Source organism: Halorhodospira halochloris, from assembly GCF_002356555.2.
Classification (GTDB): Bacteria; Pseudomonadota; Gammaproteobacteria; order Nitrococcales; family Halorhodospiraceae; genus Halorhodospira; species Halorhodospira halochloris.
Map to the genome: position 1 here is coordinate 731,289 of NZ_AP017372.2, position 24,958 is coordinate 756,246.

At 57.1% G+C, this 24,958-nt stretch carries 22 protein-coding genes and 1 tRNA gene; 14 read left to right on the forward strand and 9 right to left on the reverse strand.

All coding sequences use genetic code 11. The annotated features are described in order from the left end of the window. Nucleotides 1-41 precede the first annotated feature (41 nt). Nucleotides 42-2,132, reverse strand: coding sequence for a polyphosphate kinase 1 (ppk1, locus tag HH1059_RS03520; protein WP_096408360.1), 2,091 nt, complete (start codon nucleotides 2,130-2,132; stop codon nucleotides 42-44). A gap of 103 nt (nucleotides 2,133-2,235) precedes the next feature. On the opposite strand from ppk1, the gene HH1059_RS13175 reads away from it, so the two are divergent. After that, the gene (locus tag HH1059_RS13175; RefSeq protein WP_162549343.1) at nucleotides 2,236-2,373 is read left to right on the forward strand and encodes a hypothetical protein; all 138 of its coding nucleotides are present in this window, start codon (nucleotides 2,236-2,238) and stop codon (nucleotides 2,371-2,373) included. A gap of 52 nt (nucleotides 2,374-2,425) precedes the next feature. Further along, complete coding sequence (locus tag HH1059_RS03525; protein WP_096408363.1) at nucleotides 2,426-2,761, forward strand: glutaredoxin family protein; 336 nt, start codon at nucleotides 2,426-2,428, stop codon at nucleotides 2,759-2,761. A gap of 63 nt (nucleotides 2,762-2,824) precedes the next feature. On the opposite strand, the gene HH1059_RS03530 is transcribed toward HH1059_RS03525, so the two are convergent. Next, a complete protein-coding gene (locus HH1059_RS03530) occupies nucleotides 2,825-4,081 on the reverse strand; it encodes a lytic murein transglycosylase (protein WP_231902009.1) in 1,257 nt (418 codons plus the stop codon). A gap of 131 nt (nucleotides 4,082-4,212) precedes the next feature. Between HH1059_RS03530 and HH1059_RS03535 the strand changes: the two genes are divergently transcribed. The 5 genes from HH1059_RS03535 (at nucleotide 4,213) to HH1059_RS03555 (ending at nucleotide 8,048) form a co-directional block, all read left to right on the forward strand. Next, entirely contained in the window at nucleotides 4,213-5,286 is a 1,074-nt protein-coding gene (locus HH1059_RS03535) for a quinone-dependent dihydroorotate dehydrogenase (RefSeq protein ID WP_096408365.1), read from the forward strand. 41 nt (nucleotides 5,287-5,327) lie between these two features. Then, nucleotides 5,328-5,417, forward strand: a tRNA-Ser gene (locus tag HH1059_RS03540). Nucleotides 5,418-5,449: 32 nt separating this feature from the next. Further along, nucleotides 5,450-5,815 carry a CidA/LrgA family protein gene (locus HH1059_RS03545; RefSeq protein ID WP_096408368.1) on the forward strand — a complete coding sequence of 122 codons (366 nt, stop codon included), beginning with the start codon at nucleotides 5,450-5,452 and terminating at the stop codon, nucleotides 5,813-5,815. Continuing rightward, complete coding sequence (locus HH1059_RS03550) at nucleotides 5,808-6,539, forward strand: LrgB family protein (protein WP_096410312.1); 732 nt, start codon at nucleotides 5,808-5,810, stop codon at nucleotides 6,537-6,539. The genes HH1059_RS03545 and HH1059_RS03550 overlap by 8 nt, the downstream gene beginning before the upstream one ends. Before the next feature lie 282 nt (nucleotides 6,540-6,821). Further along, nucleotides 6,822-8,048, forward strand: coding sequence for an ATP-grasp domain-containing protein (locus HH1059_RS03555; protein WP_096408370.1), 1,227 nt, complete (start codon nucleotides 6,822-6,824; stop codon nucleotides 8,046-8,048). Nucleotides 8,049-8,069: 21 nt separating this feature from the next. On the opposite strand, the gene HH1059_RS03560 is transcribed toward HH1059_RS03555, so the two are convergent. After that, nucleotides 8,070-10,064 (reverse strand): hypothetical protein, encoded by a 1,995-nt coding sequence (locus HH1059_RS03560; protein ID WP_096408373.1) that lies wholly within the window; start codon nucleotides 10,062-10,064, stop codon nucleotides 8,070-8,072. 425 nt (nucleotides 10,065-10,489) lie between these two features. Between HH1059_RS03560 and HH1059_RS03565 the strand changes: the two genes are divergently transcribed. Then, nucleotides 10,490-10,960: a hypothetical protein gene (locus HH1059_RS03565; protein ID WP_096408375.1), complete on the forward strand. Its 471-nt coding sequence runs from the start codon at nucleotides 10,490-10,492 to the stop codon at nucleotides 10,958-10,960. A 252-nt stretch (nucleotides 10,961-11,212) separates the two neighbouring features. Here HH1059_RS03565 and htpX read toward each other — a convergent pair whose 3' ends face one another. The 5 genes from htpX to HH1059_RS03590 all read right to left on the reverse strand — a co-directional run bounded on the left by htpX (nucleotide 11,213) and on the right by HH1059_RS03590 (nucleotide 16,272). Then, on the reverse strand, nucleotides 11,213-12,130 hold the full coding sequence (gene htpX / locus HH1059_RS03570) for a protease HtpX (protein ID WP_096408378.1): 918 nt from the start codon (nucleotides 12,128-12,130) through the stop codon (nucleotides 11,213-11,215). A gap of 93 nt (nucleotides 12,131-12,223) precedes the next feature. Further along, on the reverse strand, nucleotides 12,224-12,652 hold the full coding sequence (locus HH1059_RS03575; protein WP_096408380.1) for an amino acid-binding protein: 429 nt from the start codon (nucleotides 12,650-12,652) through the stop codon (nucleotides 12,224-12,226). Nucleotides 12,653-12,717: 65 nt separating this feature from the next. After that, nucleotides 12,718-14,055, reverse strand: a complete 1,338-nt coding sequence (locus HH1059_RS03580) for a phenylacetate--CoA ligase family protein (RefSeq protein ID WP_231902010.1) — start codon at nucleotides 14,053-14,055, stop codon at nucleotides 12,718-12,720. Nucleotides 14,056-14,122: 67 nt separating this feature from the next. Beyond that, nucleotides 14,123-14,668 carry a 2-oxoacid:acceptor oxidoreductase family protein gene (locus HH1059_RS03585; protein WP_179948773.1) on the reverse strand — a complete coding sequence of 182 codons (546 nt, stop codon included), beginning with the start codon at nucleotides 14,666-14,668 and terminating at the stop codon, nucleotides 14,123-14,125. Further along, nucleotides 14,665-16,272, reverse strand: a complete 1,608-nt coding sequence (locus HH1059_RS03590; RefSeq protein ID WP_096408383.1) for a thiamine pyrophosphate-dependent enzyme — start codon at nucleotides 16,270-16,272, stop codon at nucleotides 14,665-14,667. Before HH1059_RS03590 ends, HH1059_RS03585 begins: the two co-directional genes overlap by 4 nt. A 440-nt stretch (nucleotides 16,273-16,712) precedes the next feature. On the opposite strand from HH1059_RS03590, the gene HH1059_RS03595 reads away from it, so the two are divergent. From HH1059_RS03595 to HH1059_RS03605, 3 genes are all read left to right on the forward strand, one after another. Continuing rightward, entirely contained in the window at nucleotides 16,713-17,084 is a 372-nt protein-coding gene (locus tag HH1059_RS03595; protein WP_096408385.1) for a c-type cytochrome, read from the forward strand. Further along, entirely contained in the window at nucleotides 17,077-18,384 is a 1,308-nt protein-coding gene (locus HH1059_RS03600) for an NAD(P)/FAD-dependent oxidoreductase (RefSeq protein WP_096408388.1), read from the forward strand. The genes HH1059_RS03595 and HH1059_RS03600 overlap by 8 nt, the downstream gene beginning before the upstream one ends. A 255-nt stretch (nucleotides 18,385-18,639) precedes the next feature. Then, nucleotides 18,640-18,852, forward strand: coding sequence for a hypothetical protein (locus tag HH1059_RS03605; RefSeq protein ID WP_096408390.1), 213 nt, complete (start codon nucleotides 18,640-18,642; stop codon nucleotides 18,850-18,852). 40 nt (nucleotides 18,853-18,892) lie between these two features. Here the strand turns inward: HH1059_RS03605 and HH1059_RS03610 are convergent, their stop codons facing one another. Beyond that, on the reverse strand, nucleotides 18,893-19,456 hold the full coding sequence (locus HH1059_RS03610; protein ID WP_096408393.1) for a nucleoside deaminase: 564 nt from the start codon (nucleotides 19,454-19,456) through the stop codon (nucleotides 18,893-18,895). 131 nt (nucleotides 19,457-19,587) lie between these two features. On the opposite strand from HH1059_RS03610, the gene HH1059_RS03615 reads away from it, so the two are divergent. The 3 genes from HH1059_RS03615 (at nucleotide 19,588) to casB (ending at nucleotide 24,934) form a co-directional block, all read left to right on the forward strand. Then, on the forward strand, nucleotides 19,588-22,374 hold the full coding sequence (locus HH1059_RS03615; protein ID WP_096408395.1) for a CRISPR-associated helicase/endonuclease Cas3: 2,787 nt from the start codon (nucleotides 19,588-19,590) through the stop codon (nucleotides 22,372-22,374). A gap of 314 nt (nucleotides 22,375-22,688) precedes the next feature. Continuing rightward, a complete protein-coding gene (casA, locus tag HH1059_RS03620; protein ID WP_096408398.1) occupies nucleotides 22,689-24,329 on the forward strand; it encodes a type I-E CRISPR-associated protein Cse1/CasA in 1,641 nt (546 codons plus the stop codon). After that, nucleotides 24,326-24,934: a type I-E CRISPR-associated protein Cse2/CasB gene (gene casB / locus HH1059_RS03625; protein ID WP_096408400.1), complete on the forward strand. Its 609-nt coding sequence runs from the start codon at nucleotides 24,326-24,328 to the stop codon at nucleotides 24,932-24,934. Before casA ends, casB begins: the two co-directional genes overlap by 4 nt. Nucleotides 24,935-24,958 lie beyond the last annotated feature (24 nt).

Sequence of the window (24,958 nt, forward strand, 5' to 3'; positions counted from 1 at the left end):
CGAGGCAGCCAGGCTCAGTGGGGAGTTTATAGTGGTTTTTATTAACTATCTTCGCTGAGCGTCTCCAGCAACACCTGCTGGGCGTTAAAGGGCTCCTCTTCTAAGTCTGGTTGTGAGCGGGTGTAAGTGCCGTCGCTACCCAGGAGCCAGGCTTGGCGGTTGTCCCGAAGATAGCAGTTTAAGTCATCAACAATCCTTTGCCGGGTCTGCGGGTCTATAACCGGGAAGGCCGATTCGACGCGGCGAAAGAAGTTCCGATCCATCCAGTCGGCGCTGGAGCAGAATATGTCCGGGTTACCATCGTTGCCAAAGTAGAAGACCCGGGTGTGCTCCAGGAATCGACCGACTATCGAGCGCACCCGGATGTTATCTGAGACTCCTTCAATTCCAGGGCGCAGAACACATATACCGCGGACGATTAAGTCTATCTCGGCTCCGGCCTGGGAGGCGCGATAGAGGGCTTGGATGGTGCGTGGTTCAGTTAAGGCGTTGACCTTGGCTATAACTCTGCCCGTTTTGCCCGCTTCGGCCAGCTCCGCCTCACGGTTTATGCGAGTGATTACCTGCTCATGGAGGGTAAAAGGGGCCTGTAGTAGCCGATGCAAGTCTTTAAAGCGTCCGAGGCTAGTCAGCTGCAAGAAGATCCGATGGACATCTTCGGCTACGGACTTTTCCGCGGTGAGTAGGCCGTAATCGGTATATAGCCGTGCGGTTCTGGAGTGGTAGTTGCCTGTGCCGAGGTGGACGTAGTTGCGGAGCTTGGCGCCTTCGCGGCGGACAACTAGCAGCATCTTGCAGTGGGTTTTATAGCCAACCACACCATATACGACATGAGCACCGGCCTCTTGCAGGCGATTGGCGAGGACGATGTTCTCGCGCTCGTCGAAGCGGGCGAGTAGTTCAATGACAACTGTGACCTCTTTGCCAGCCTGGGCGGCCTTAACCAGGTTTTCGACAATCGCCGAGTCAGGGCCGGTGCGATACAGGGTTTGCTTGATGGCTAGGACATTTTGATCCTCGGCGGCCTGGCGAACGAGTTCTATTACCGGCAAAAAGGATTGGAAAGGGTGGTGGAGGAGGATATCTCTCTTATGTATAGCTTTGAATATGTCTGCTCCGCTGCTTAGCGCGGTGGGCAGTGCCGGGGTGAAAGAGGGGTACTTAAGGTCAGTGCGTTCTACCAGGTCGTATACTGCCATTAAGCGGTTGAGGTTTACGGGTCCATCTACCTGATAGAGGTCGTCGCGGCTCAACTCGAACTCGTTGAGCAGTAAGTCGGCCATATCATCGGGGCAGTTGGCAGCGACCTCTAGGCGCACTGCTTGGCCGTAGCGGCGCTGAGGCAGTTCGCCTTCCAGGGCGCGCATGAGATCGTCGACCTCTTCTTCGTCGATGAAAAGGTCACTGTTGCGGGTAACCCGGAATTGGTAGCAGTCGCGAACCGTCATGCCGGGGAAGAGGTCGTTGACAAAGGCGTGGATTACTGAGGAGAGGAAGACGAAATCGTGCGGGCCGCCGCCCGCAATCTCCTCTTCGGGTAGCTGGATGACGCGCGGCAGCGAGCGGGGTGCCTGGACTATGGCGAAGCCGGAGTTGCGTCCGAAGGCGTCTTTGCCTTCCAGCGATAAGATGAAGTTAAGGCTCTTATTTAGCACTTTGGGGAACGGGTGGGCGGGATCCAGGCCGAGGGGGCTGAGCACCGGTAGCAGTTGTTCTTCGAAATAGCAGCGTAACCAATCTCGCTGGGCCTGGCTCCAGTGGTTGCGACGGACGAAGTGGATCGAGTTCTCGGCCAGTGCCGGTATCACTTGCTCGTTGAGGACCTGATACTGTTCATGGACGATCTCGTGGGCCAGTGTGCCGGTGGAGCGCAAAACCTCTTGCGGGCTGCGGCCATCAATATCGGTCTGTACCGAGCCGAGCTCTGCTTTCTGCTTTATCCCCGAGAGGCGAATCTCGAAAAACTCATCCATGTTGGTGCTCAGGATGCACAGGAACTTGAGCCGCTCCAGCAAAGGCACCTCAGGATCCTTGGCCTGTTCTAGAACACGGCGGTTGAATTCAAGCAGGCTTATTAGGCGGTTGGTATAGAGTTCGGGGCTTTTGAGATCGATGTTTGATGGTTGCTGCATTTATCCAGTCCGTTTATGTGACTCATGAGCAGGGTTAGTGGTTCCATTAGGGAACCTCTAAAACTTCGCCGGCGCCACCATCCGCCCCGGTGTGGAGGACGCCGTGAATCCATCCCTGGAGGCTTCATGGCGCCATCCCTGGCGACAAGACCTCTACTGCGAGGCAGTTGGGCTCAGTGGGGAGTTCTTAGAGGCGCCCATGCTGCTAATAACCTATCAGTATCTGCTATTTGCGTCATGACAGTTTTATGACATTATGTGAATATTATCTGGTCGTTTGGTAAGGAGCGGCGATGAGTGAAGAGAGCGAGTCTCAGGATCCAAGTGAGCAGCGGCGGCTACAGCGCAAGCTCGATCAGGCCCTCGAGGGGCTAGTCTTATATGAGCGCAAATGGTGTCCATTCTGTATGCGGGTTAACCTGTCAATGCGTAGCCTCGGTATAGACCTTGAGCGCGTCGATATAGGCGAGGACCCCGAGGCAGCCAAGCGCTTGGAGCAGGAGGGCGGCAAGCGCATGGTGCCATGCCTGTTTATCCCCGACGGTCAGTCGGGTCAGTGGCTGTATGAGTCGGCCGATATCGTTGACTACCTGCGCGCCTTGGTTGAGGAGATGGCCCCGCGTGAATAGCCAGGAGTACTGCGCTCTGCCGGCGAATACCTGATTAATGCCGCTGTGTGGCTAGCGGAGAAACTAGGCTTCGCCGGTCTCCTCGCGCAGGCGCTCGTAGATGTCGCGGTCCGGAAAACCATCAGCAGGTATGCCGTTCTCCTGTTGGAAGCTGCGTGTTGCCCGGCGGGTTTTGGGGCCGAGCAAGCCGTCTGGGTTACCGGCATCGTGACCTAGCTCGTTGAGCATTTGCTGTACTGCACGCATCTGCTCAAAGTCGAGCAGCTGATCGGAATCAGGGTTTTGTGACCGCAGCTCAGGTGCGCCATCAATCAGATCGGCCAGATAGCCGACGGCCAGGGCAAAAGATTGCGACGGGTTCCAGCGCAGTATTTTTCTAAAGTTCTCATAGACTAGAAATGCCGGCCCGTTGCGTCCCATAGGCAAGAGCAAGGATGCCTCTATCTCACTATCTGGCAGATAGGAACCGTCGGCGCGGCGAATGCCCAGTTCGCTCCACTCGTTAACCGTGAGTTTTTCGTTTAGCCCTAAGTGCTGAAACTCGAAGTTATCGCTAAGGCTTACCTCGCGGCCCCAGCGTTCACCGCTACGCCAGCCTATTTCGTTAAGAAAGTTGGCAGCTGAGGCCAGGGCGTCGGGGACGCTATCACGCAGGTCTATGCTGCCTGAACCGTCGTAATCGATGGCATGAGCGCGCATGGTGCTGGGCATAAACTGGGTGTGGCCCATTGCCCCTGCCCATGAGCCGTAGAGTTGATCCGTCTGGAGTTTGCCCTTTTCGAGCAGCGCTATGATGTCGGCAAGTTCGCCGCGAAAGAACTGCGGCCGACGCTCGTCGCAAGACAGGGTGACTATGGCATCGACTATCGGTACCTGACCAAAGTAGGCACCGTAGTGGGTCTCCATCCCCCACAGGGCGACCAGATAGCGAGGGCTAATGCCGAAATCATCATGTATCTTCCAGAGTAAATCGGCATAGACATCATATATCAACCGGCCCCGCTCTATGCGCTGTTCGGTAACCCGGTTGTCTAGGTATTCACTGAAGTGCTGTAATGTTTCTGGTTGCGAGCGGTCGAGTTCGACGATGCGCTCTCGTCTTTCAACGTCAGCGAGTGTCTTATCTACCAGCGATGGGCTGAAGCCGGCCTCTTGCAGTTCATCGCCAAGTTCTTGCACGCACTGAGCGAACTGTTCATCGGCACTCTTTTCTGCTTTCGCCGCAGGGTTGGTGGTGAAAGCGAAGAGCATTAGTATAATCGCGACGGCTGTGAGGATATTGCGCTGAGGTTTTGCGGTCGACCGCTGATTTCGTGTCATGATTGGTATGGCTACCATAAGTTACCTGTTCACTCGTTACTAGCAGTTTAGGATACCGTAACCTTGTGGTCGAGAGTTATACTTGCGAATAATTACGTGCAGATGATCCGTGTCATAACTGAGGAGAGGGAATGTTCTACTCGCTGCTTCGTCCGTTGTTGTTTCAGTTTGATCCGGAGAGGGCGCACGGCTTGGCGCTCGATATGGCTCGGGTCGGTACGCACTTTGGCCTGGCGCGTGGGGCACGCCGGTTGCGGGTGGTGCCAAGGCGGATAATGGGGGTGGAGTTCCCTAACCCGGTGGGGTTGGCGGCTGGCTTTGATAAGGACGGGCGCTATTTGAACGTAATTGGCCGTCTCGGCTTCGGTTTTGTTGAACTCGGCACGGTTACTCCTCGTCCGCAGCAAGGTAATCCGCCACCGCGCCTGTTTCGTTTGCCGCATCAGGAGGCCCTTATCAATAGGATGGGCTTTAACAATGGCGGAGCTAACGCCCTGGTGCGGAATATCCAAAAGTCCAATTTTGATGGGGTAATCGGCATTAACATCGGCAAGAACAAAGAGACCCCGCCGCAGCGGGCAGCCGATGATTACGCTAGTGCCTTGGGGAGTGTCTATGCGGTTGCTGACTATGTGGCGATCAATATCTCTTCCCCGAATACTCCAGGCCTGCGGGCGCTGCAACGTGAGGAGGGAGTGCTGCGCAGTATTCTCTATAGGTTGCGTAATGAGCGACAGCGTTTGGCTCTAGTGCACCAGAAGCATGTGCCGCTGGTGGTAAAATTGGCCCCTGACTGGGATCAAGGTGAGTTGGAGCGCACCCTTGATATCTTGCTGGAGTTCGGTGTTGACGGCATTGTTGCTACCAACACCACGGTTGATCGCGAAGGCATTGCCCTTGAGTCGGCGGCCCGTGAGCAAGGCGGTCTAAGCGGTAGACCGCTGCATGATAAGGCTGAGCACGTGCTTGAACGTATTGCCGATCACATCGACGGTCAGATGACCTTGATCGGGGTGGGTGGTATCTTTTCCGGTAAGGACGTCATCAGCCGTTTCCATGCAGGCGCCGACCTGGTTCAATTGTATACCGGCTTGGTCTATCGAGGTCCGGGCTTGATTGCCGAATCTATTAAAGCAGCAAATGAGGTGCGCCAAAAGGTTGTATATCGGCGCCGACATGCGCAGAATATGCACCCGGCGGCTTAGTTTAGAAGCTGTGCAGTGCTGCAGCGCTAGAGAAATCTTCAGGAGAGGTGGCTGAGTGGTCGAAAGCACCCGACTTGAAATCGGGTGAGGGCATGCGCCCTCCGGGGGTTCGAATCCCTCCCTCTCCGCCAAACACAGCAACTTATCCGGCAAGGCCTAGGCATTGCTCTACGGAATAACCATCCTGCTCAGCTTTCAGTTGCTCGGTGAACTGCTCTCCCGCCTACTCGGTCTGCCTCTGCCTGGGCCGGTTATTGGTCTAGCCCTGCTCTTTGCGGTATTGATCGCTTTTGGGAGGGTGCCAGCAGGACTGCGCACTGCAGCTGAAGGGCTGTTGCGCTATCTGGCCCTGCTCTTTGTGCCGGCAGGTGTCGGTTTGATGGTTCACTATCAGCGCCTCGAGGCCGATGCTGTTGCTATAGCCGCTGCCCTGGTGGTTAGCACTGCACTAGCCTTGGCGTTGACCGGGCTGGTTTTTCAGTGGCGGCGCCTGCATCCTCGACGCAATGTAGATGAAGAAGATGGCTGAGGATTTCGAAGATATCTGGGCATATCTAGCCGAAAGTCCGCTGCTCGGTTTAACCGCGACCTTGTTTGCCTTTCTGGTAGCGCAGTTGCTGTGGGAGAGGATAGGCCGACCGCCCATACTGCATCCTGTCCTTATGGCCATGGCGCTGTTAATGGCCTTCCTGGTAATGGCTGATATCGACTACGATACCTATTTTGAGGGTGCTCAATTCATCCACTTTCTCCTCGGCCCGGCGACTGTAGCCTTGGCTATACCGCTATTCGATCAACTGCACAGGATCCGCCGCCTACTATTGCCGATCAGCGTTGCTGTAGTGGTCGGCAGCCTTAGCGCTGCGCTGTCGGCTATCTTGGTTGGTGCAGCCTTGGGTGCCTCCTATGAGACGCTGCTGTCGCTAGCTCCTAAATCGGTTACCTCGCCGATAGCGATGGGGATCACCGAACGCTTGGGTGGGTTGCCGTCTTTGACCGCTGGATTGGTCTTAGTGACTGGCGCTTTGGGGTGCCTGATGGCGCCGCTGATCTTTCGGCTACTGGGGATTCGCGATGAGACAGCGCAGGGCTTTGCTCTCGGCCTGGCGGCACATGGTTTCGGCACGGCGCAGGCGTTTGGTATTGGTGCAGCGGCAGGTGCGTTCGCCGGCTTGGCATTGGGTTTAGGGGGGTTGGTAACAGCTGTCTTTGTGCCGTTGCTGTTGCCGATTATGGAGTTTTTATTTGTCTAGTCGAGAACCTCTAAAAACCTCCCCCGGCGCCATAATCTGCCCCGGTGTGGAGGACGCCGTGAATCCTTCCCTGGAGGCTTCATGGCGCCTACGGCAACTTTTTAATAACAAAAAATGGTAACCTATACGGGGAGTCCAAAAAGCCTGCCTTTTGGTCTCGGGCAAGCCAGTGATGGATTCGTGGCGTTATCCACACCGGGGTACCTAGACGCAGGGGGAGTCTTGGTTCCTTTATGTGATTGTTTCTGCATGTAACATTTATTACTAGATAGAGATTGCCTGATGACAGAGAAAGACCCGAACAAAGGCTACGTAGCGATCCTCGGCTGGAGCATAAACTGTATAGATGCCCTGGAGCGGTTTGACCGCCGCTATGTGGTCGTAGCGCCGTACTGGGCGGAGGAGTATGCCAAGGAGCATAACATCCCATACATACCGTGGGACTTTGAGCGGCTCAACGACCGTTCTATGGAGATCGCCGAGAGGCTTAAGGAGGAGGGGGTTGACGTAGCTATTCCTCTATTCGAAGAGACGGTTGAGTGGGCGGGGGCAATCAACGCCGTGTTGATGAGCAATCCGCGCTTGCACGGACAGGCGGTGCTGTTTCGCGATAAAGCACTGATGAAACGGCGCGCGCAGCTCGGCGGCATTCGGGTCGGAATATTTGAAGAGGCACATGATCGTGAGGATGTCGTTCGCTTCCTCAAGCGGGTTAATCAGACCCTGCTCAAGTTGGATGGCGATCCCGACGATCCGATCCACCTCAAGGCCTTTGATAAGGCAGGCTGTTTGGGGCACCGGGTTATCCGTGCTCCGGATGAGATCGATCAGATCCCCGATGATGAGTTCCCGGTCTTGATGGAGAGCCATCTCGACGGCTGGGAGTTTGCGGTTGAGGCCTGGATCTATAATGGCAAGATCCGCTTCCTGAATATCTCCGAATATGTAACGTTGGGCTATTCGGTCTTTGTGCCGGCGACACCTGAACTGGAGAGCTGGCGTAATCTGATCACCAAAGAAATTGAGAAGCTGATCAAGACCTTTGATATAGAGTTCGGCTTTATCCACCCAGAGTATTTTGTCACCAGTGACGGTACTATGTACTTTGGTGAAGTTGCATACCGCCCACCCGGTTTCAAGGTCTTTGAGTTGCTCGAGCGAGCCTACGGCTTTAATGCCTACCAAGGCATGGTGCTCTGCTTCGATCCGAAGACCACCGAAGAAGAGCTCGATGCCTTCTTCCCGCGGGAAGTCGTGGATGCCAAGGGCCATGCCGGTTGCTTCGGGGTATATCCGCGGCGTCGGGTTGTATCAAAGCTGGAGATGCCCGAAGAGACGGTCAATCATGAATACTATGAGTACCATGAGTTGACTCCGCCCATTGAGGAAACGGTGACTAAGCGGACTGCTTTCGGCACCCACTGGGGACTGGTCTACTTCTTCGGCGACAATCCGCACCAACTGCGCGATCTGCTGCGCCATCAGGAAGAGCTGGATTTCTACGTTTAATCTGACTGGAAATCAAGCAGACTAACGCCCGGCTCCCCAACTTCCCTCTACCATGGCCCGGATACGGGCCATGGCATCGTCTGCGACGACAATTCCCGGCGCCTCATCACGCGGGTCAAAGTGGAATATATAAAGCCTAGAGACAAACTCCTCGAAGGGTAGCGACGACTCGCCGTGGTACTCGCCGCAGCCTTCGGTGGAAACCAAGACCCCGTTGCCCCAATCCTGGGTGCTGTCGTTGTTCGGATTGAAGAAATAGACCCGAGTCACCCCTTCTGGGTCGAGGCTGACCCTCTCAATAGAGATTGCGTGCCAGCCCACGAAGCGTCCAGAGGCGTCAGTAACTGCTATTCCTGCTGGTTGGGAGTGGATGACCGGGTTGTTGCCGTTGTAGAGGGGGTGATAACAGGCGTAGAAGCGCCTCACGAATCCTTCAAGATCGTGCAGGTTACCACTTGCCACATCGACGGCAATGGCAAAGCCACGGCCAACCCACCAGCCATGGAACTCCATATTAACCCAGCGGTGGGGGTCTTCGCCGCGCCCGATACAGCGTCTGCCCATCTCCATATAGATTACATCAAGATGAGGCACGGCCACCGCTGAAACCGGATCTACGTCGGTCAGCTCATCAGGCTGATGGGCCTCAAGCAGTTTAGCAGAGGAGAGTTCGCGCCCCTCGAAATGCGAGATAACGTCGTTATCCCTTGCCGCCCAGGCGATCACTTGGAGCAGATAATCCGGATCGTTAGTCGACCACATGGAAAGTGCTCGGGCTGATTGGCAGGTGGGGTTATTGCCTTGGCCAACCCCGAGTGGGTGACCGAGGATGTTGATGACCCCAGCGAGCAAGCGAACCCGTGCGGTGGGCCCTGTTGCATCATCGGCTAGGGGGTTAGCGAGCTGGTTAAGGCGCTGCTGGGCAGCTGGGCAGAGCTCAAGATGGATTTGCCGCCACAGCGATGGTGGCACGGGGGAGTTGTAGAGGACGCCGCGTTCGATCAGGCCAGCTAGGCCGAGAATGGACTGGGCGGTTTGGGGCCAAACGGCCTCACGAATCAGGCGGTGGATCAGCTCGCTGAAGCAGCCGAGCACCTCGACACCGGTGCTGCTTAGGCCTAAAGTGGCTGGGATTAGGTCGGGGTAGTGATCGGTTATATAGCGTAAAAAGATCGCGTGGTAGGGTGAGACCAGTCCGGTATCGTGCATGGAGCGCCCAAAACCCAGGGCTTCGTTACGCAGGGTCTGCTCATCCATGCTGGTGATCCGCTCAGCGAAGACATCCAGGCCGGGGTCTTCGTGGCAGCCGCGGGTGGGGCCATAAAGGGCGCTTATCAAGCGCTCAGCGCCGCGGGTGCTGGCAATCGGCACTCCGGGGTGGTCGCTGTTGAGGTAGACAGCGACGTTGGTGATCATCAGCTTGACATGTTCGATCTGGATGGGGCGCTGTTGCAGTATGCGCCAAATCTCGGTGATTAGCTCTTCGACAACGGCATCAAAGCCGACCCGTTCAAGGATAAAGCTTTGATGCTGGCGAACCAGCTCAATATTACGGCCCAGCCTGACTCGCTCTGCTTCACCAGTTTCGCCAAAGATCAGATGAATATTCAGGGCTAGTACTCGAGCCAGGAAATTCTTCGCCTCCTGCACAGAGATTCTTTCAGCCGGCAGTTCACCCTCAAGAATGGCCAGCAGCCGCAACTCGCTCAGGCACTCGAGGATAAGCGTGTGGTCACTACTCAATTTAAGGGTGTTAGCAGCCATCTCCGGTTGGAGTATTTCCGGGGTCTCCCAGTCACTCCCGGAGAATATGCCAGCATCCGTCAGTTCGCCTATGCGTTGATAGACAGCAGCCGCGCCTCCTGGGTCGTTGAGCGCCCGACGTGCTGCCTCGATAACTTCTGAGCTGTGGGTGAATTTGGCGAAAGAAGAGGTCTGGGCGAGGCGGTGGCAGGCTTGGTCAAGACGCTCCAGGCGGAGCTTGAGTTTTTGCTGTTCATCAATACTGTCAGTCATGCAATTTTCCCTGGGGCGCGGGTAACTTCCCAATCTCTGCATATTGGCCTGTCGCGGCTTATGTGTCTACCTTTAATCTAGGGGGACAGGCACTCTTCCAGCTCTCCCAAAGTGCCTGTCCCCCTATGGCCCCGTATTGGGCACCTGTCCCCCTGTGGTGTGGTGCCTCTTCTAGAGAGTGCCTTTAAGAACTCCCTGCGGTGCCATTAGCTGCCCTGGTGTGGAGGTCTTGGCGCCAGGGATGGCGCCATGAAGCCTCCAGGGATGGATTCACGGCGTCCTCCACACCAGGGCATCTAATGGCACCGCAGGGAGTTTTTAAAGGCGTCTGAAAGTGCCTGTCCCTCTAACCGTTGAAGAGGGCGGCGTGTGTTAATATACCGGCAGTTTTTGGTAACCGCGGATTGGATTGGGAAGGGAATAGTATGAGCAAGACTGACTCAAGTGAATTGCCAGAAGAGTTGGTTGTCCAGGGCGAATGGGTAAGGACTCCAGCTAATGCATTCAGGGTTGCCAACATAAAGGCAGTCGAGGTTGATGAGGACAAATTCCATATCTTTGAATACAAAGATGGGTATAGAAAAGTAGCCCTCTATATAATCTTGATTCTAATATTCATTGCCTCACCAGCCTCGGTAGTAGTTTTTGTCGATACCCCGCTACTGGCGATATTCTCTGGTGTCTTTATCCTTGTTGCAGGGCTTGCCCTGTTGGTCAGCTTTCGCTTTATGCCCCGTCACTGCAGAGTCCTAGAGGTGCGGACTAAAATTGGTTTGATTGATCGTTCGGTCTGGCGCCAGGGCAAGGCAAAGCGGGGCAAACCGGATGTTATTCGTAACGCTGAGCAGTATTTAAGAAAGCTGGCTGAGCAAAGCGAGAAAGAGGCAAGCGATTAACAAAGAAGGGGCAGAATGGGGATGGCGCCCCAGTTTCTGCCCCTTTTCTCGTCCTTGTCGGGTGGAGTAAGTCTGCTTGGCAGGCCGTGTAAGGCGCCTCTAAAAACTTCCGGGGCCATCATCTGCCCCAGTAATGAGGTCTTGGCGCCATGAAGCCTCCAAGGACGGATTCACGGCGCCCCCCACACCGGGGCAGATGATGGCCCCGGGGAGGTTTTAGAGGTTCCCTTTAGCAGGCCTCGCAACCCGCTATTAAGCGGCGCGGCGCAGTGCCTCGATGCGCTCCTCAAGCGGCGGATGGGACATGAACAGCCTGCCGAATGAGCTCCCGCCGCTGCGGATGCCGAAGGCGCGCATCGAAGATGGCATATCCTCGGGGGCATCCTGCATGGCCTTTAGACGGCCCAAGGCGTTGGCCATTGCTTCCCGGCTGGTCAGTGCGGCACCGCCGCTGTCGGCGCGGAACTCGCGCTGGCGTGAGAACCACATGACTATGGTTGAAGCCAGGATAGCGAAGATTATCTCGGCGATGATGGAGGTTACAAAGTAGCCAACACCGTAGCCATCTTCATTACCGAATACATGGCGATCAACCATGACGCCTACTACTCTGGCTAAGGCAATAACGAAGGTGTTAACTACGCCTTGAATAAGCGCCAGCGTCACCATGTCACCGTTGGCAACGTGGCTGACTTCGTGGCCTAGTACCGCATCGACCTCATCATCGCTCATGTTCTGCAGCAGGCCGGTGCTTACTGCAACCAGTGACTTGTCGCGACGTGCACCGGTGGCAAAGGCGTTCGGGGTGGGCGAGTCGAAAACGCCTATCTCCGGTTCGCCGATACCCTTGCGTTTGGCTTGTTGCTTGACGGTTTGCACAACCCGCTGCAGTTTTGGGTCAAGTGATGCGGTGTTTACCCCGCCGTCGGGGGTGCTGATTATCTGAACCCCCATGGACTTTTTAGCAATGAACTTCGACATTGCCAGGGATATGAAGGATCCCCCGAAACCGAACAGCGCGGCAAACAGCATCAATCCGGCGATGTTGATTTGTCCTTGTGCATCAAGGATGCCCGGTATGCCCAGGAATACGAACAGTATGTTCAAGACTATCCCGAGCACGACGATTACAGCCAGGTTTGTTGCTAGAAACAGAAACACCCGCTTCATACTGAAGGCTCTCCTCTAATGTCCAACCTACTCTCTCCTGACAGTATATGGATGCTATTTTCTCCGTTTTAAAGCCTTGAACCTGACCGAGCCCTATTCGAAAAGCGATACTGAGTCGAGCACATTTATCTGTGCCCCTTCCAGGGTGGTAATGGCACCGTCGGTATCGTTGAAGCGCATTATCATGATCGCCTTGCCGCTAGGTCCGGAGGTAAAGGCGTACATGTACTCTATGTTATGACCGCCGCTCTCGAGAGTGCCTAGCACCTTGGCTAGGCCACCAACCTCATCGTTGATCTCCAGTGCTACTACCTCATCGACCCGTACCGCGCAGCCGGCCTCTTCAAGCACCTGTTTTGCCTGCTGCCACTGCGGCACGATCAGGCGGAGGATGCCGAACTGCTCGGAGTCGGCCAGCGAGAGGGTCCGAATATTTATCCCGGCTGCTGCTAGGGCATCACACGGATGCTTTAAATGGGCCGGTTGGTTCTCCAGGAACAGAGAAAGTTGCTGAATCTTCATATGTGCACCTCTTTAATCCACGATACTCGCGAGCCCTGCAAACCACTCAAGTCCTTTACCAAGGTTTACTGCTCGCGCCGATCGATTACCCTCTTAGCCTTGCCTTCGCTGCGGGGCAAGGTCTGCGGCTCGACCAGCCTCACTGTGGCACGAACTCCGATGATTCGCTCAATGGCTTGGGCAATGCGCTGGTGCAACTCCTCCATGCCGCGTACTGTGTCACTGAGGATATCCTGATTGACCTCTACGGCAACCTCCAGTTGGTCCAGGCCCTGTTCGCGGCTGAGTTCGATCTGATAGTGGGGCATTGTGCCTTCAACTTGCAGCAAAGCCGTCTCGATCTGTGACGGGAAGACATTGACCCCGCGGATTATGAGCATGTCGTCACTGCGCCGGCCAATCCTCTTGATGCGTCGGACAGTTCTACCGCAAGCGCAAGTAGCTGTGTGAATTGAGGTGATATCCCTAGTCCGATAGCGGATCATAGGCATAGCCTGCTTGGTTAGGGTGGTCAGCACCAGCTCACCCTCCTCGCCGTCGGCGAGCACTTCGCCGCTCTCTGGGTCGATAACTTCAGGATAGAAATGGTCCTCGAAGATGTGTGGTCCGTCTTGTTCGGTGCACTCGACACCAACCCCGGGGCCAATGATCTCGGAGAGCCCATAGATATCGAAAGCGCGGATGCCGCTTTGCTGTTCGATGCGTTGGCGCATATTATCGGTCCAGGGCTCAGCACCGAAGATGCCTACGCGCAGGGGCAGATTTTGCCAGTCGACCTCCAAATCATCGGCGCGTTCGAGCAGGTGCAGGAAGTAACTCGGGGTACAGCATAAGGCAGTTACGCCAAAATCGCGCATGACCATGATTTGCCGGTCACTTTGACCGCCAGATATAGGGATAACCGTGGCGCCCAGGGCTTCGGCGCCATAGTGAGCACCGAGGCCACCGGTAAATAGACCGTAGCCATAGGCGTTCTGGACGATATCGCCGGGGTGTACCCCACAGGCTGCGAATGAGCGCTCCATGACGTGAGCCCAGAGCGCGATGTCGGATTCCGTATAAGCAACCACTATGGGTTTGCCGGTGGTGCCGCTGGAGGCGTGCAACCGGACAATCTCTTCCATGGGGCTGGCAAAGAGACCGTAGGGGTAGGTTTCGCGCAGGTCGTTTTTGACCGTAAACGGTAGGTGTCTGATGTCTTCGAGCTGCCGTATGTCATCAGGCTTGATGCCGCGTTCATCGCAACGCTGCCTAAACAGTGAGACTCGCTCATAAGTGCGCTTGACTATTGCCCGCAGGCGATCAAGCTGGAGGGCCCGGAGTTGGGGCAGGGGGAGGTAGTCGGGTGCGCTGGCTACATTGAAAGCCTGTTTGGTGGAGTTATCCATACGTCGCTCAAGCATGTCTGGCTCCCCGGTTACTGTGGATGTGGGTGTTTTATGTTGGGTAATGAGTAATCTATGTCACCCGTTAGGCAACACCTTCGGTCGAATTCAGGCCGTTGATTATCTGCTCAATCCTGCGTGCATGGAGGAATACGCGACAGTTCATATCGTGCAGATGCGGTGAAAGCGCTGCACGTATTGCCTCCAGCCAGACCTCCTCCTCAATCGGCAAGTGGGCGCTGAGCACCCCGAGCAGGGCGACGTTGATCATGCGGGCTGCGTAAGCAGCGCTTTTGGGGTCGTCATCCTGGAAGAGAAAGGGGACATCATCAGGGGTTATCATGCGCCCCTTGGGATGCAGGCGGTGGCGGTTGGGCTCGATCTGGGTGCTCTCGGTGATAACCAAAAAGTCGGCGCTTGCCGCTGGCACCATCGGGCTGTTGACCCGCCTACCGAAGCGGATATCGCTGCATACCGACCCGCCGCGCTGGCTCATGCCGTGTATTTCGCTCTTTTTAACATCGTAGCCGGCTTTGAACAGCGCTCCTGAGAGGATGTCTGAACCGGTTACTATGCCTTGCCCGCCGAGTCCGGCTATAACTATGTTGGTTACCTGATTGGGCACAGTCATTTCTGCTCTGATCCGTCGCTAGGAGAGGCTTGATTGAGCTTGGCCAGCCCTTTCAGGGCTAGTGGGCATGGCTTACGAGCAACGATGATAGATAACTCTTCTGCCGCGAGTCGATCTTGGAGAAGGCGCTCGAATTCACCGCTGCCATCGGTTGGATCGACTACGTGGACATTAGTGACTCCCAGTGCCAGGGCAATGGCCTCGTAGTTGAGTTTGTTCGCTGCCGGTAAATGGTTGAGTTGCCGCCCGGTTCCGGGGTGCTCTTGCTTGCCGGTCATGGCGGTGGTGTCGTTATCGACAATGATAACGACGTGACCGGTCGGCGGGGGGTTGTAGGCCATCTCCGCAATACCCGGCAGACCGGTGTGTACAAACGTGCTATCGCCGATGACGCTTACCACACGGCGGGCTTGATCCTTGGCTAGTACATGGCGCAGGCCGAGGCCGATGGTGATCCCTGCCCCCATACAGGCGCAGGTGTCCATGGCCTCGAAGGGTGGCATTACACCGAGGGTATAACAGCCGATATCCCCGGCAACGATGCACTCATGCTTGGACAGGATCTGGAAGACTTGGCGGTGTGGGCAGTCATGGCAAAGTCGTGGCGGCTTGGGAGGTGCAGCTGGCTCGGGGTCGGGGGAGTGGTCGTTAGTGAGTATCTTGGCTACCCGATCGACGGTCAGCTCACCGAAGCGAAATGGTTCGGCCTTGCCTTCAACATCTATACCGGCTGCCCGCAGCGCTGTGTAGAGCACCGGGTCGCCTTCTTCAACTACTACACAGCGCTTGACCTGGGCAGCAAATTTGCGCATCGCTTCGATCGGTAGCGGATAGGTTAAGCCGGGCTTGAGAATACGTGCCTCAGGTGCCGCCTCACGTGCATGCACCGCAGCGATGCCGTTGGCGATGATGCCTAGTTCGCTACTCTCACCTTCCTCGACGAGGAATTGGCCGGGTTGATCTGAATTCGCTAACGCCTTTAAACGCTCGCGCAGGCGGACATGGGCAGGGCGGGCATAGCCGGGGATCATGACTCGGCTGGGTATGTCGCGCTCATAGTGAGGCGCTGGCGCTGGCATTAGCTGGTCGCGGGTGCGGACCCGGGTTTTGGAGTGACACACCCGGGTTGTTAGACGCAGTATCACCGGGAGTTGGTAGCGACGGGAAACATCTAATGCCGCCAGGGTGTAGTCGTACGCCTCCTGAGAGTCTCCCGGCTCGAGCATGGGGGCGCCGGCTGCCTCGGCGTAACGGCGCGTATCCTGTTCGTTCTGGCTTGAGTGCATGCCTGGATCGTCGGCAACAGCAATAACCAAACCCTCGGTAACGCCGGTATAGGTGGCGCTGAACAGTGGATCTGCGGCGACGTTAAGCCCGACGTGCTTCATGGTTACAAGGGCTCGGGCATGGGCGTAGGCGACACCTAGCCCTACTTCCAGGGCTACCTTTTCATTAGGGGCCCACTGAGCGCGGCCACCGAGGGCGCCGAAACGCTCAAGGATCTCTGTTGAAGGGGTGCCGGGGTAGCCGGTACCGAGTGCAACAGCACCATCTAGTGCTGCCTGCGCTACCGCCTCGTTGCCGGTTAGAAGCTGATCGGGCATGGGTGGTTATGCTCCTTATGCTGACAGATAGGCCGTCTGCGATAATTGGTCTGAAATTTGCAGCTCTGCTTACGGCGGGAGTGACGACCGGTTCATAAGCGCCGCGCGCGCGATGAGCATAGTTTAGCAGGGGGTGTTAATCAAGGTGAGGGGGCAGCCTCTCTAGTAGGCGCCCTTAGGACGTCCCCTGAGCCAATTGGTTGCCCCGGCGTGGAGGACGCCGTGACTCCATCCCTGGAGGCTTCATGGCGCCATCCCTGGCGCCAAGACCTCCACACTCGGGGCAGCCAATTGGCCTCAGGGGAAGGTTTCAGGGGCTCCTTGGTCTATCCCAATTTGGGTATAAAGATATGCTTTTCCTAGAGTGAATATTAGGCTAAAGTGCTATCAGGGAGTGTTTTAATGATAAATATCAATAATACAGGAGGGGAGTGGCGTTTATGTTTAATAAGTTGCGATTTGGCTTAAGTTTAGGAGCAGCCGGTGGGGCAGCAGTGCTGCTCGCCTGGAGTGCAGTAGGCGCGGCCGAGTCAGGGCAGGCTGATCAAGGTGGTGAGATTACGCGAGCGCAGATGATCGCCTATAGCTGTTTTTCTTGCCACGATCGCACCGGTGAGGGGATAAAAAGCATGCCTCCGATCAGCGGTTTTAGTGAGGAGCAGATGGCCGCCATGCTCAAGGATTTTAAAGACAATGGCGACGGAGTTACGGTCATGGACCGCCATGCGACTGGCTATAGCGATGAGGACATCCGTGAGGTGGCCGCATATTTAGCGAACATGGAGTGGCCAGGGGAGGTCGATGATGAGTAATCGTGCGCTTTCCCGCCGTGATTTTATTAAGCTGGCCGGCGCCGGGGGGATAACGGCTGCTGCGGGCATGGCTGGTTGTGCTGCGCCTAAACCTAGCAGGAGTGGTGACGCCGCGCGCGTTGTAGTTGTTGGCGGTGGCCCGGGGGGTGCTTCGGCAGCAAAATACCTCAAGCTCTATGAGCCCAACCTGGAGGTTACCCTAATTGAACCGAAGCGGGCCTACTATACTTGCTTCGGGGGAAATTGGTATCTGGGCGGTTTCCGTGATCTTGAAACCCTGCGTCACGACTACCGCGCCTTGGAGTACCGCCACGGCGTGCAGGTCATCCACGATAAGGCAATCGATCTCGATGCCCCTGGGTATCAGGTAAAAACAGAGAACAGCGGCGATATTTCCTACGATAAATTGGTTGTCGCTCCAGGCATTGACTTCGATTATGGCGATATTGAAGGCCTTAGTTCTGCTGACGTAGAGGCTATCCCGCACGCCTGGGAAGGCGGTAAGCAGTACGCTGTTTTGCGCTCGCAGTTACTGGAGATGGAGGATGGCGGGACATTCATTCTATGCGCGCCGCCCGATCCATTCCGTTGCCCTCCCGGTCCCTACGAGCGGGCTAGCCTAGTAGCCCATTACCTTAAGGAGAACAAACCTAAATCGAAAATCTTGGTCCTTGATGAAAAGGATTCCTTCTCTAAGCAGGGTCTGTTCGAAGAGGCCTGGAAGGAGCTATATGGCGATATGATCGAATGGGTACCGGCTGAAGAGGGAGGGTCCTTGTCCCGTGTCTCTGTGAGTGAGCGCAAGGTCTTCACTGATGGCGGTGAACAGGAGCATAAGGGTGATGTAATCAATGTTGTGCCGCCGCAGAAGGCCGGTCGCATAGCTCAGCAGATGGGCCTGACAGATGCAGATGGCTGGTGCCCTATTGATCAAGTCACCTTTGAGTCGAAGATCCATGACGATGTCTATGTTATAGGTGATGCTTGTGTCGCCGACCCGATGCCTAAGTCCGGCCACGTAGCCAATAACCATGCCAAAGTTGTGGCGGTGTCGATTATCAATTCGCTCATGGGTCGTGAACAGATGGAGCCGACGACGGTAAACACCTGTTACAGCCTTGCAGCACCCGATTGGGGCTTCACTGTGGCCCATGTCTTTGAGCACAGGGATGGCGAGATACATTCTGTGGAAGGGGCTGGCGGACTAAGTCCTGCTGACGAGTCGCGTGGCTTCCGTGCCCGTGAGGCTGATTTCGCTCCAGCCTGGTATGCGGCTATAACGAAAGATATCTTCCGTTAGAGGCGCCGCTTAGGAGCCTCTGCAATGTGCTCCCCGCTGGGGGGCTCTGGCTGCCGCGAAGTGGACGGCGCCGTGAATTCAACCCTTGAGGTTTCATGGCGCCGTCCCTGGCGATAAGACCTCCGCACCGAGGCGGCTAGGCTTAGTGGGGATCTTCTAGAGGTTCCTTATCGTTGCTCTTTCCCGATCTCGTGATTCTTGCTAACTTGATACAGCACTACACGGTGCAGCCTAAACTGACAACGGGAGAGCCATATGTTCGTCTTCACCTTGGCCATTATCATCATGGCTGCGCTGGCCCTGCTTAGCGGCATAGCTATTTTGTTTTACTCACGCTCGGGCAACTCCACCTCCTCTGGCCGCGAGTTCTCGATGGCGGTTTTCTTTGTTAGCGCGCTTAACTTCGTCTCCAATAGCCTGGTTTTTGGGGTTGTTCTTGGGGTCAACGCCATGGTTGGCTTTTACTAGGCAAATATAGAGACCGCATGGCATAGCCAACTTGAGTTGACTAGTAGAGTGGGCCGCCCTTCTCTGAGTAGGCCTGGAGGAGACGAGCGGCTTCGCTACGCAGCACTTCCCCGCGTACTTCTATGCCTCGAGTCGCTAGGGCTTCTTTCCAGTGATCGGGCTTGGTGCCTTCGTCGAACCCGATCTCGCGCACATCAGCATCCAGGGCCCCAAAGACGACCCGCGAGACCCCTGACCAGGGGATGGCCCCTAAGCACATGGCGCATGGCTCGGCAGAGGTCACTAGAGTGTGGTGTGATCTGCCGGCATCGCTTAGGTCGTGGCTGCCGATGCGCTGCTGAGCTAGTGCCAGGGCAATTATTTCGGCGTGCAGGATGGAGCAGTGCAGGCTAGTAACCAGGTTCAGTCCCGGCGCCAACAGATTACCCGATGAGTCAAAAACCGCGGCAGCAAACGGGCCACCGCTTTCTTGGCGGATGTTCTCTATTGCTAGTGAAATCACAAAGCGCATCTGCGCCTCATCTCCTGGCAGCTGCTGCAGCTCGCCGCTGAGCATTTCATGAAGCCAGCCTGGCAGGGTAATGTTGAACTCTGGAATGTACATAACAACATCCTGATTGGTTATGGGGATCCCTGATAGGCGATTATAGTGCGGTACTGGGCGCCTATAAAAACTTCCCGCTATTGTGGGCGTCGCCAGATTATCTAGAAAAAGTGGTCGGTTGAGGAGCAGTGATGGAAAGCTTGCCAGCCTATTTTCGCTACTGGGCCAAGATCCCGAAAGAGAGGGGCTTTGGCTGGGATGCCTGCCATCTTCTGCCTTATCACGCCCTCGATGTTGCGGCAACAGGTAAGTACCTGCTGGATTCGGATGAAGAGCTGCTGGAGAGATTCTCCGCCGCAGTTCAAATGGCCCCCGATGTCTTCCGGCGTCTCTTAGTCTTCTCTCTCGCGTTGCACGATCTTGGCAAGTTCGCTCGCTCCTTTCAGAGCCTCGCAGCGATTGATGGAGTCGATCTGGTCGAGCCGGACCCGCGTTATGTCTACAGGAGCCGCCATGATGCGTTGGCGCTCGCGTACTGGAAACACTATGGGCAGGAATGTCTGCGTAATCCCGAAACCGGAAACGAATGGCTGGATGCTCCCTCTGAACTTACCGGGCGCCAATCGCTCGCCTTCTGGCTCAGCGTGGCCTTCGGCCACCACGGTAAACCGGTCGACATGGAGAAGGCGGCGCTTGATTTAGCGTTCAGCCCGGAGGATAAGGCGGCCGCGTGGGGTTTCGTGGAAGATGCTGCCGCATTGCTGGAGCCTTCGTTCCCGCATGCGCAGCTCAGCGACAAGCATTGGCGGGATCATGTGCTGAAACCTGCAAGCTGGGAGCTGGCGGGTTTCGGGGTCCTGGCGGACTGGTTGGGGTCCGATCAGAGCGTGTTCGGGCACCGCGCCGAGTCGATGCCGCTGGCAACCTACTGGCATGAGTATGCGCTCCCGGGTGCAGAGCAAGTCGTTGAACGCAGTGGCTTGCGGGGGCATAAGGAGATGGTCGCGTTCCCGGGCTTTTCGCAGATGTTCGGATTTGAACCGGCTCCACTGCAATCCTGGGCGGAGAGCGTCCCGTTGGCGGATGGACCGCAACTCTTCCTACTGGAAGACATTACCGGTGCAGGGAAGACCGAGGCCGCGCTGACGCTCGCCCATCGTCTGCTGGCGGCGGGGCATAGGAATGGCGTCTATTTCGCCTTGCCCACGCAGGCGACTTCCAACGCCATGTACACGAGAGTAGGGGCGGTATACCGCGACTTTTATTCCCGCGACAGCCAACCCTCGCTCGTTCTGGCGCATGGCGCGCGGCAGCTTCGCGACGATTTTACGCGCTCCATTCTTCCGGAAATGGCCCCCGATACGCCCTACACGCCGGATGATGAAGGAGGCCTTGCCCAGTGCAGCCAGTGGTTGGCGGACAGCCGCAAGAAGGCCCTGCTGGCCGATGTGGGCGTAGGCACCGTGGATCAGGCCCTGCTCGGGGTGCTGCCCCGACGACACCAGTCCCTCAGATTGCTGGGTCTCGCCCGCAAGGTGCTGGTGGTTGATGAAGTACACGCCTACGACACCTACACGGGAACGCTGCTGGAGCGGTTGCTGGAGGCCCATGCCCGCCATGGCGGGAGCGCCATCTTGTTGTCGGCCACCATTCCGCAGTCGATGCGAAGGAGGTTTCTGGAAGCCTGGCAGCGAGGGCGAGAAGGCGGACAGGCACTGCAACCGGCGTCGGAGGCCTTCCCGCTGGCGACCCACCTGTATTCCGAAGGATTGGACGAGACGCCGGTTGCGGCACGCACCTCCAGCGAACGTGATCTTCCCGTAGACTTCGTTCACAGCGAGGAGGAGGCTCTGAGCCGGGTGGTCGAAGCGGCGCGCTCGGGACGTTGTGCCTGCTGGATACGCAACACCGTTGATGACGCCATCGGGGCCTACCAAGCGCTGCGGGAGTCCCTCCCCGAGCCCGACAAGGCGCTGCTATTTCACGCGCGCTTCACCATGGGTGATCGCCAGCGCATCGAGAACGACGCCCTGCGCCTGTTCGGCAAGGAGTCGGGGAATGCGGAGCGGGCCGGTCGTGTGCTCATTGCGACTCAGGTCGTCGAGCAGAGCCTGGATCTGGACTTCGATGTCCTGGTGAGTGACCTCGCTCCGGTCGAACTGCTGATCCAGCGTGCCGGGCGCCTTTATCGACATGCGCGGACACCTGATGGTGACTTGCTGCTGAGTGGAACAGATCAACGGGAATCCCCTGTCTTCCATGTTCATGCCCCGGAGTGGAATGACGAGCCCGATGCTGAGTGGGTGCGCCGGGCGTTGATCGGAACGAGCTACGTCTACCCTGATTTCGGCATGCTGTGGCTGACCATGAGGGTTCTGCGTGAGCGCGGGGCCATTCGTCTGCCCGCCGAGGCGCGCTTGCTGCTGGAGGCGGTCTACGCCCCTGAGGTCGACGTGCCTGAGGGCCTGCAGAGGGCCAGCGATGAGGCCCTTGCCGAACAGTTGAGCCACCGCTCGATGGCGGGCTTCAACGTGCTGGATCTGAGCAAAGGGTACTCCGGCAAGAGCGTGGAGGGTGGTTGGAGCGATGACGAGGAGATCGGCACCCGCCTGTCCGACGAACCATCGGTTCAGGTCGTGCTGGTCCGGGTGGATGAGAACCAGCGCGTGAAGCCTTGGAACAGCGACACCGCGCATCCGTGGGCCATGAGCACGGTGCAGCTGCGCAAGAGCCAAGCGGATCGACTGCCCTCACTACCGGAGGAGTTGGGCCACGAGATTGAACTCCTTCGGGAGGAAGTACGTTCATTGAGGTACGCACGCTTCTGGCTGCCCGCAGATGAAAGGGCGGCCAATCATGCAGCGTACGATAGCTTGCTGGGCGCAGTGATTCCCCGCAAAGGCGGGGAACAAGAAGCATCAACCGTTGGCACGGTACCGCACAGCGGTTCATCCTCGAATGAGAACGAGGAACACTAAGGAGCCGTCATTCTATCAAAAATTGAAAGCGCAGTTTTTTGCACAGTACCACACAGCATTGACTTGTTTCGCTCAAGGTACTACCTTACCTCGTAGGCCGGTGCAGTAGTCCGCCGGAAGCAACCCAAAGCTAGTAGGTTTTAACGCATGAATAGCAGGACTCGAAGTGATTGTACGGTAGAAACGCTGCTCAGGAAGATGGAGCGAGAGAAGGGTTTGCCCAAAGGGTCGGTCAAGGTAGTCAACCCAAATGGCAGGTCTGCAAGGGCTGACAAGACAATAGGAGCCCTGAGGCGGGACTATGGAGGTCTGGAATGAATCTGATCGACGAACCGTGGCTTCCGTTCCGCTTGCGGAGCGGGGCCATCGAATACGGCCCTCCCTGCGAGTTGGCCAGGGAGGATGTAGTGGATTTGGCACCACCTCGAGCCGACTTCCACGGGGCGGCATGGCAGTTCCTGATCGGGCTTCTCCAGACCACGTGCCCACCGGATGATCTCGAGGAGTGGCAGGCGTGGTGGGCCGATCCGCCCACTGCCGAGCAGCTGCAGGAGCATTTCGCCCGGGTGCGGCATGCCTTCAACGCCTTCGGTGATGCCCCCCTGTTTATGCAGGAACTGGATCCCATGGAAGATGCCCGGTCCGCTTCAGTGGCCAGCCTGCTGATCGAGGCCCCCGGCGATCAGGGGATCAAGTTCAACACGGACCATTTCATCAAGCGTGGTTTTGGTGAAGCGATGTGCCCGCGTTGTGCTTCCCTTGCCTTGTTCACCATGCAGGTCAATGCGCCTGCAGGGGGATCCGGCTATCGCACGGGGCTGCGGGGCGGAGGTCCGCTGACGACCCTCGTGCTGCCGGATGATTCCCAAGCTCCACTTTGGCAGAAGCTCTGGCTGAATGTCCTGAACGCCGACGATCTGGGTGGGGGGGAGCCTGATTTTACCGATGGCAGCGTCTTTCCGTGGCTGGCCGCGACGCGGGTGAGCAAGCAGGCCGGCACCGAGATTACCCCGGAAGAGGTCCATCCCCTCCACGCCTATTGGGCCATGCCGCGTCGCTTCCGTATGCATAAAGAAGAGGCGGAGTGTCGTTGTCAGGTCTGCGGTGCCGAGACCACGGAGGTGGTCCGGGAGGTGCGCGCCAAGAACTACGGACACAACTACGGTGGGGCCTGGGTCCACCCCTTGACCCCTTACCGTCAGGATCCCAAGAAGCCTGACGAGCCTCCGCTCTCCACCAAGGGACAGCAAGGTGGATTGGGTTATCGCCACTGGGAAGCGCTGGTCCTTGAGGATACCCGGAACCATCAGAATCTCCCGGCCCGCGTTGTGCTCGACTACCAGGAAAAAGCGGAGGCACTTCGGGACTTCGGTAGCGTGAGCCAACACGCCCGGCTCTGGGTTTTTGGGTACGACATGGACAACATGAAGGCCCGTGGCTGGTACGCCACCTATATGCCGCTGTTGGCCATCCCGAAAGAGCAGGGGCTGCGTGACCGTTTCCTGGAATGGATCGACGCCATGGTGCAGGCGGCCAGTGATGCAGCTTGGTTGCTGCGCAGCACGGTCAAATCGGCGTGGTACAGCCGACCCAAGGACGCTTCCGGCGATTTCTCTTTCATCGACCAGCGGTTCTGGGAAGGTACCGAGTCGGCTTTCTACAGCCACCTCCACCAGCTGGCGGAGCGACTTCCCGAACAGGATGGCGCGTTCATGCCCGAGGACGTGGCACGTCGGTGGCACATGACTCTCTATGAGACAGCTTTGGAGCTCTTTGATGAGTTGTCATTGGCTGGGGACGCCGAGGCCCTCGACATGAAGCGGATCGTGGCGGCTCGTAACGAACTGGGGAAGAGGCTTTGGAGGAACAAGACCATGAAGACTCTTCGTACCTGGGCCGGGATGGAGGAAGGCGTGGGCAAGAGTAAGGACAAAGCAGCGAAGGAGGAGGCATGAGCAGATCGAACATCAACTATCAAGTGCTGAGGGAGGCAGAGGCACGATCCTCGGTCTATCAATGGTGGCAGCGGGTTTCACGGGCCGTTGAGGCGGATGGAGAAGGTGGCCTTCCGGCGTTCTCCACGGCGGTACGCCCGGCCCTGCGCCGTGCCAAGACCCCGGATGACGCGCTGCTGACAGAGGGGTTCCGTCTGCTCTGGTTTGCGGTGCCGGATAACTTGAAGGCCCCTCGAAACATGCCCGCCTTGGGCTGTGTCGCGGCGGTGCTGGCCGAAGTCCGGGAGATGGATCAACAGAAGTCCTTTGCTGCCGCCATGGGCTCCCAGGTGGAGAAGACCGGGAAACCTCGTGTCAGCGAATTGCGCTTCCAGCAGCTGCAACAGAGCCACGATCTCGAGGAGTTGCAGCGTCGCTTGCGCCGCGCCGTAGCTCTGCTCGGTAAAAAGGTTCACGTTCTCTCCCTGGCGGACAACATCATGCAATGGCACCGGGAGAAGAGTGGTCATCCCGACTACCGACCCGACAGACGGCTACCGGTTCGCTGGGCCACGGACTATTTCACTGAACTGGCGAGCTACCAGAAAGCCGCCGCTACGAATTGAATGCGCTGATACAAGGAGAAATAC

Excerpts from the sequence above, each read along its gene's own strand:
- casA (WP_096408398.1), top strand. The coding sequence starts at position 22,689 with ATGAATCTGATCGACGAACCGTGGCTTCCGTTCCGCTTGCGGAGCGGG.
- HH1059_RS03585 (WP_179948773.1), bottom strand. The coding sequence starts at position 14,668 with ATGACTGTGCCCAATCAGGTAACCAACATAGTTATAGCCGGACTCGGC.
- HH1059_RS03610 (WP_096408393.1), bottom strand. The coding sequence starts at position 19,456 with ATGTACATTCCAGAGTTCAACATTACCCTGCCAGGCTGGCTTCATGAA.
- HH1059_RS03560 (WP_096408373.1), bottom strand. The coding sequence starts at position 10,064 with ATGACTGACAGTATTGATGAACAGCAAAAACTCAAGCTCCGCCTGGAG.
- HH1059_RS03530 (WP_231902009.1), bottom strand. The coding sequence starts at position 4,081 with ATGACACGAAATCAGCGGTCGACCGCAAAACCTCAGCGCAATATCCTC.
- HH1059_RS03525 (WP_096408363.1), top strand. The coding sequence starts at position 2,426 with ATGAGTGAAGAGAGCGAGTCTCAGGATCCAAGTGAGCAGCGGCGGCTA.
- casB (WP_096408400.1), top strand. The coding sequence starts at position 24,326 with ATGAGCAGATCGAACATCAACTATCAAGTGCTGAGGGAGGCAGAGGCA.
- htpX (WP_096408378.1), bottom strand. The coding sequence starts at position 12,130 with ATGAAGCGGGTGTTTCTGTTTCTAGCAACAAACCTGGCTGTAATCGTC.
- ppk1 (WP_096408360.1), bottom strand. The coding sequence starts at position 2,132 with ATGCAGCAACCATCAAACATCGATCTCAAAAGCCCCGAACTCTATACC.
- HH1059_RS03590 (WP_096408383.1), bottom strand. The coding sequence starts at position 16,272 with ATGCCCGATCAGCTTCTAACCGGCAACGAGGCGGTAGCGCAGGCAGCA.
- HH1059_RS03565 (WP_096408375.1), top strand. The coding sequence starts at position 10,490 with ATGAGCAAGACTGACTCAAGTGAATTGCCAGAAGAGTTGGTTGTCCAG.
- HH1059_RS03605 (WP_096408390.1), top strand. The coding sequence starts at position 18,640 with ATGTTCGTCTTCACCTTGGCCATTATCATCATGGCTGCGCTGGCCCTG.
- HH1059_RS03615 (WP_096408395.1), top strand. The coding sequence starts at position 19,588 with ATGGAAAGCTTGCCAGCCTATTTTCGCTACTGGGCCAAGATCCCGAAA.
- HH1059_RS03555 (WP_096408370.1), top strand. The coding sequence starts at position 6,822 with ATGACAGAGAAAGACCCGAACAAAGGCTACGTAGCGATCCTCGGCTGG.
- HH1059_RS03550 (WP_096410312.1), top strand. The coding sequence starts at position 5,808 with ATGGCTGAGGATTTCGAAGATATCTGGGCATATCTAGCCGAAAGTCCG.
- HH1059_RS03535 (WP_096408365.1), top strand. The coding sequence starts at position 4,213 with ATGTTCTACTCGCTGCTTCGTCCGTTGTTGTTTCAGTTTGATCCGGAG.
- HH1059_RS03595 (WP_096408385.1), top strand. The coding sequence starts at position 16,713 with ATGTTTAATAAGTTGCGATTTGGCTTAAGTTTAGGAGCAGCCGGTGGG.
- HH1059_RS03575 (WP_096408380.1), bottom strand. The coding sequence starts at position 12,652 with ATGAAGATTCAGCAACTTTCTCTGTTCCTGGAGAACCAACCGGCCCAT.
- HH1059_RS03580 (WP_231902010.1), bottom strand. The coding sequence starts at position 14,055 with ATGCTTGAGCGACGTATGGATAACTCCACCAAACAGGCTTTCAATGTA.
- HH1059_RS03600 (WP_096408388.1), top strand. The coding sequence starts at position 17,077 with ATGAGTAATCGTGCGCTTTCCCGCCGTGATTTTATTAAGCTGGCCGGC.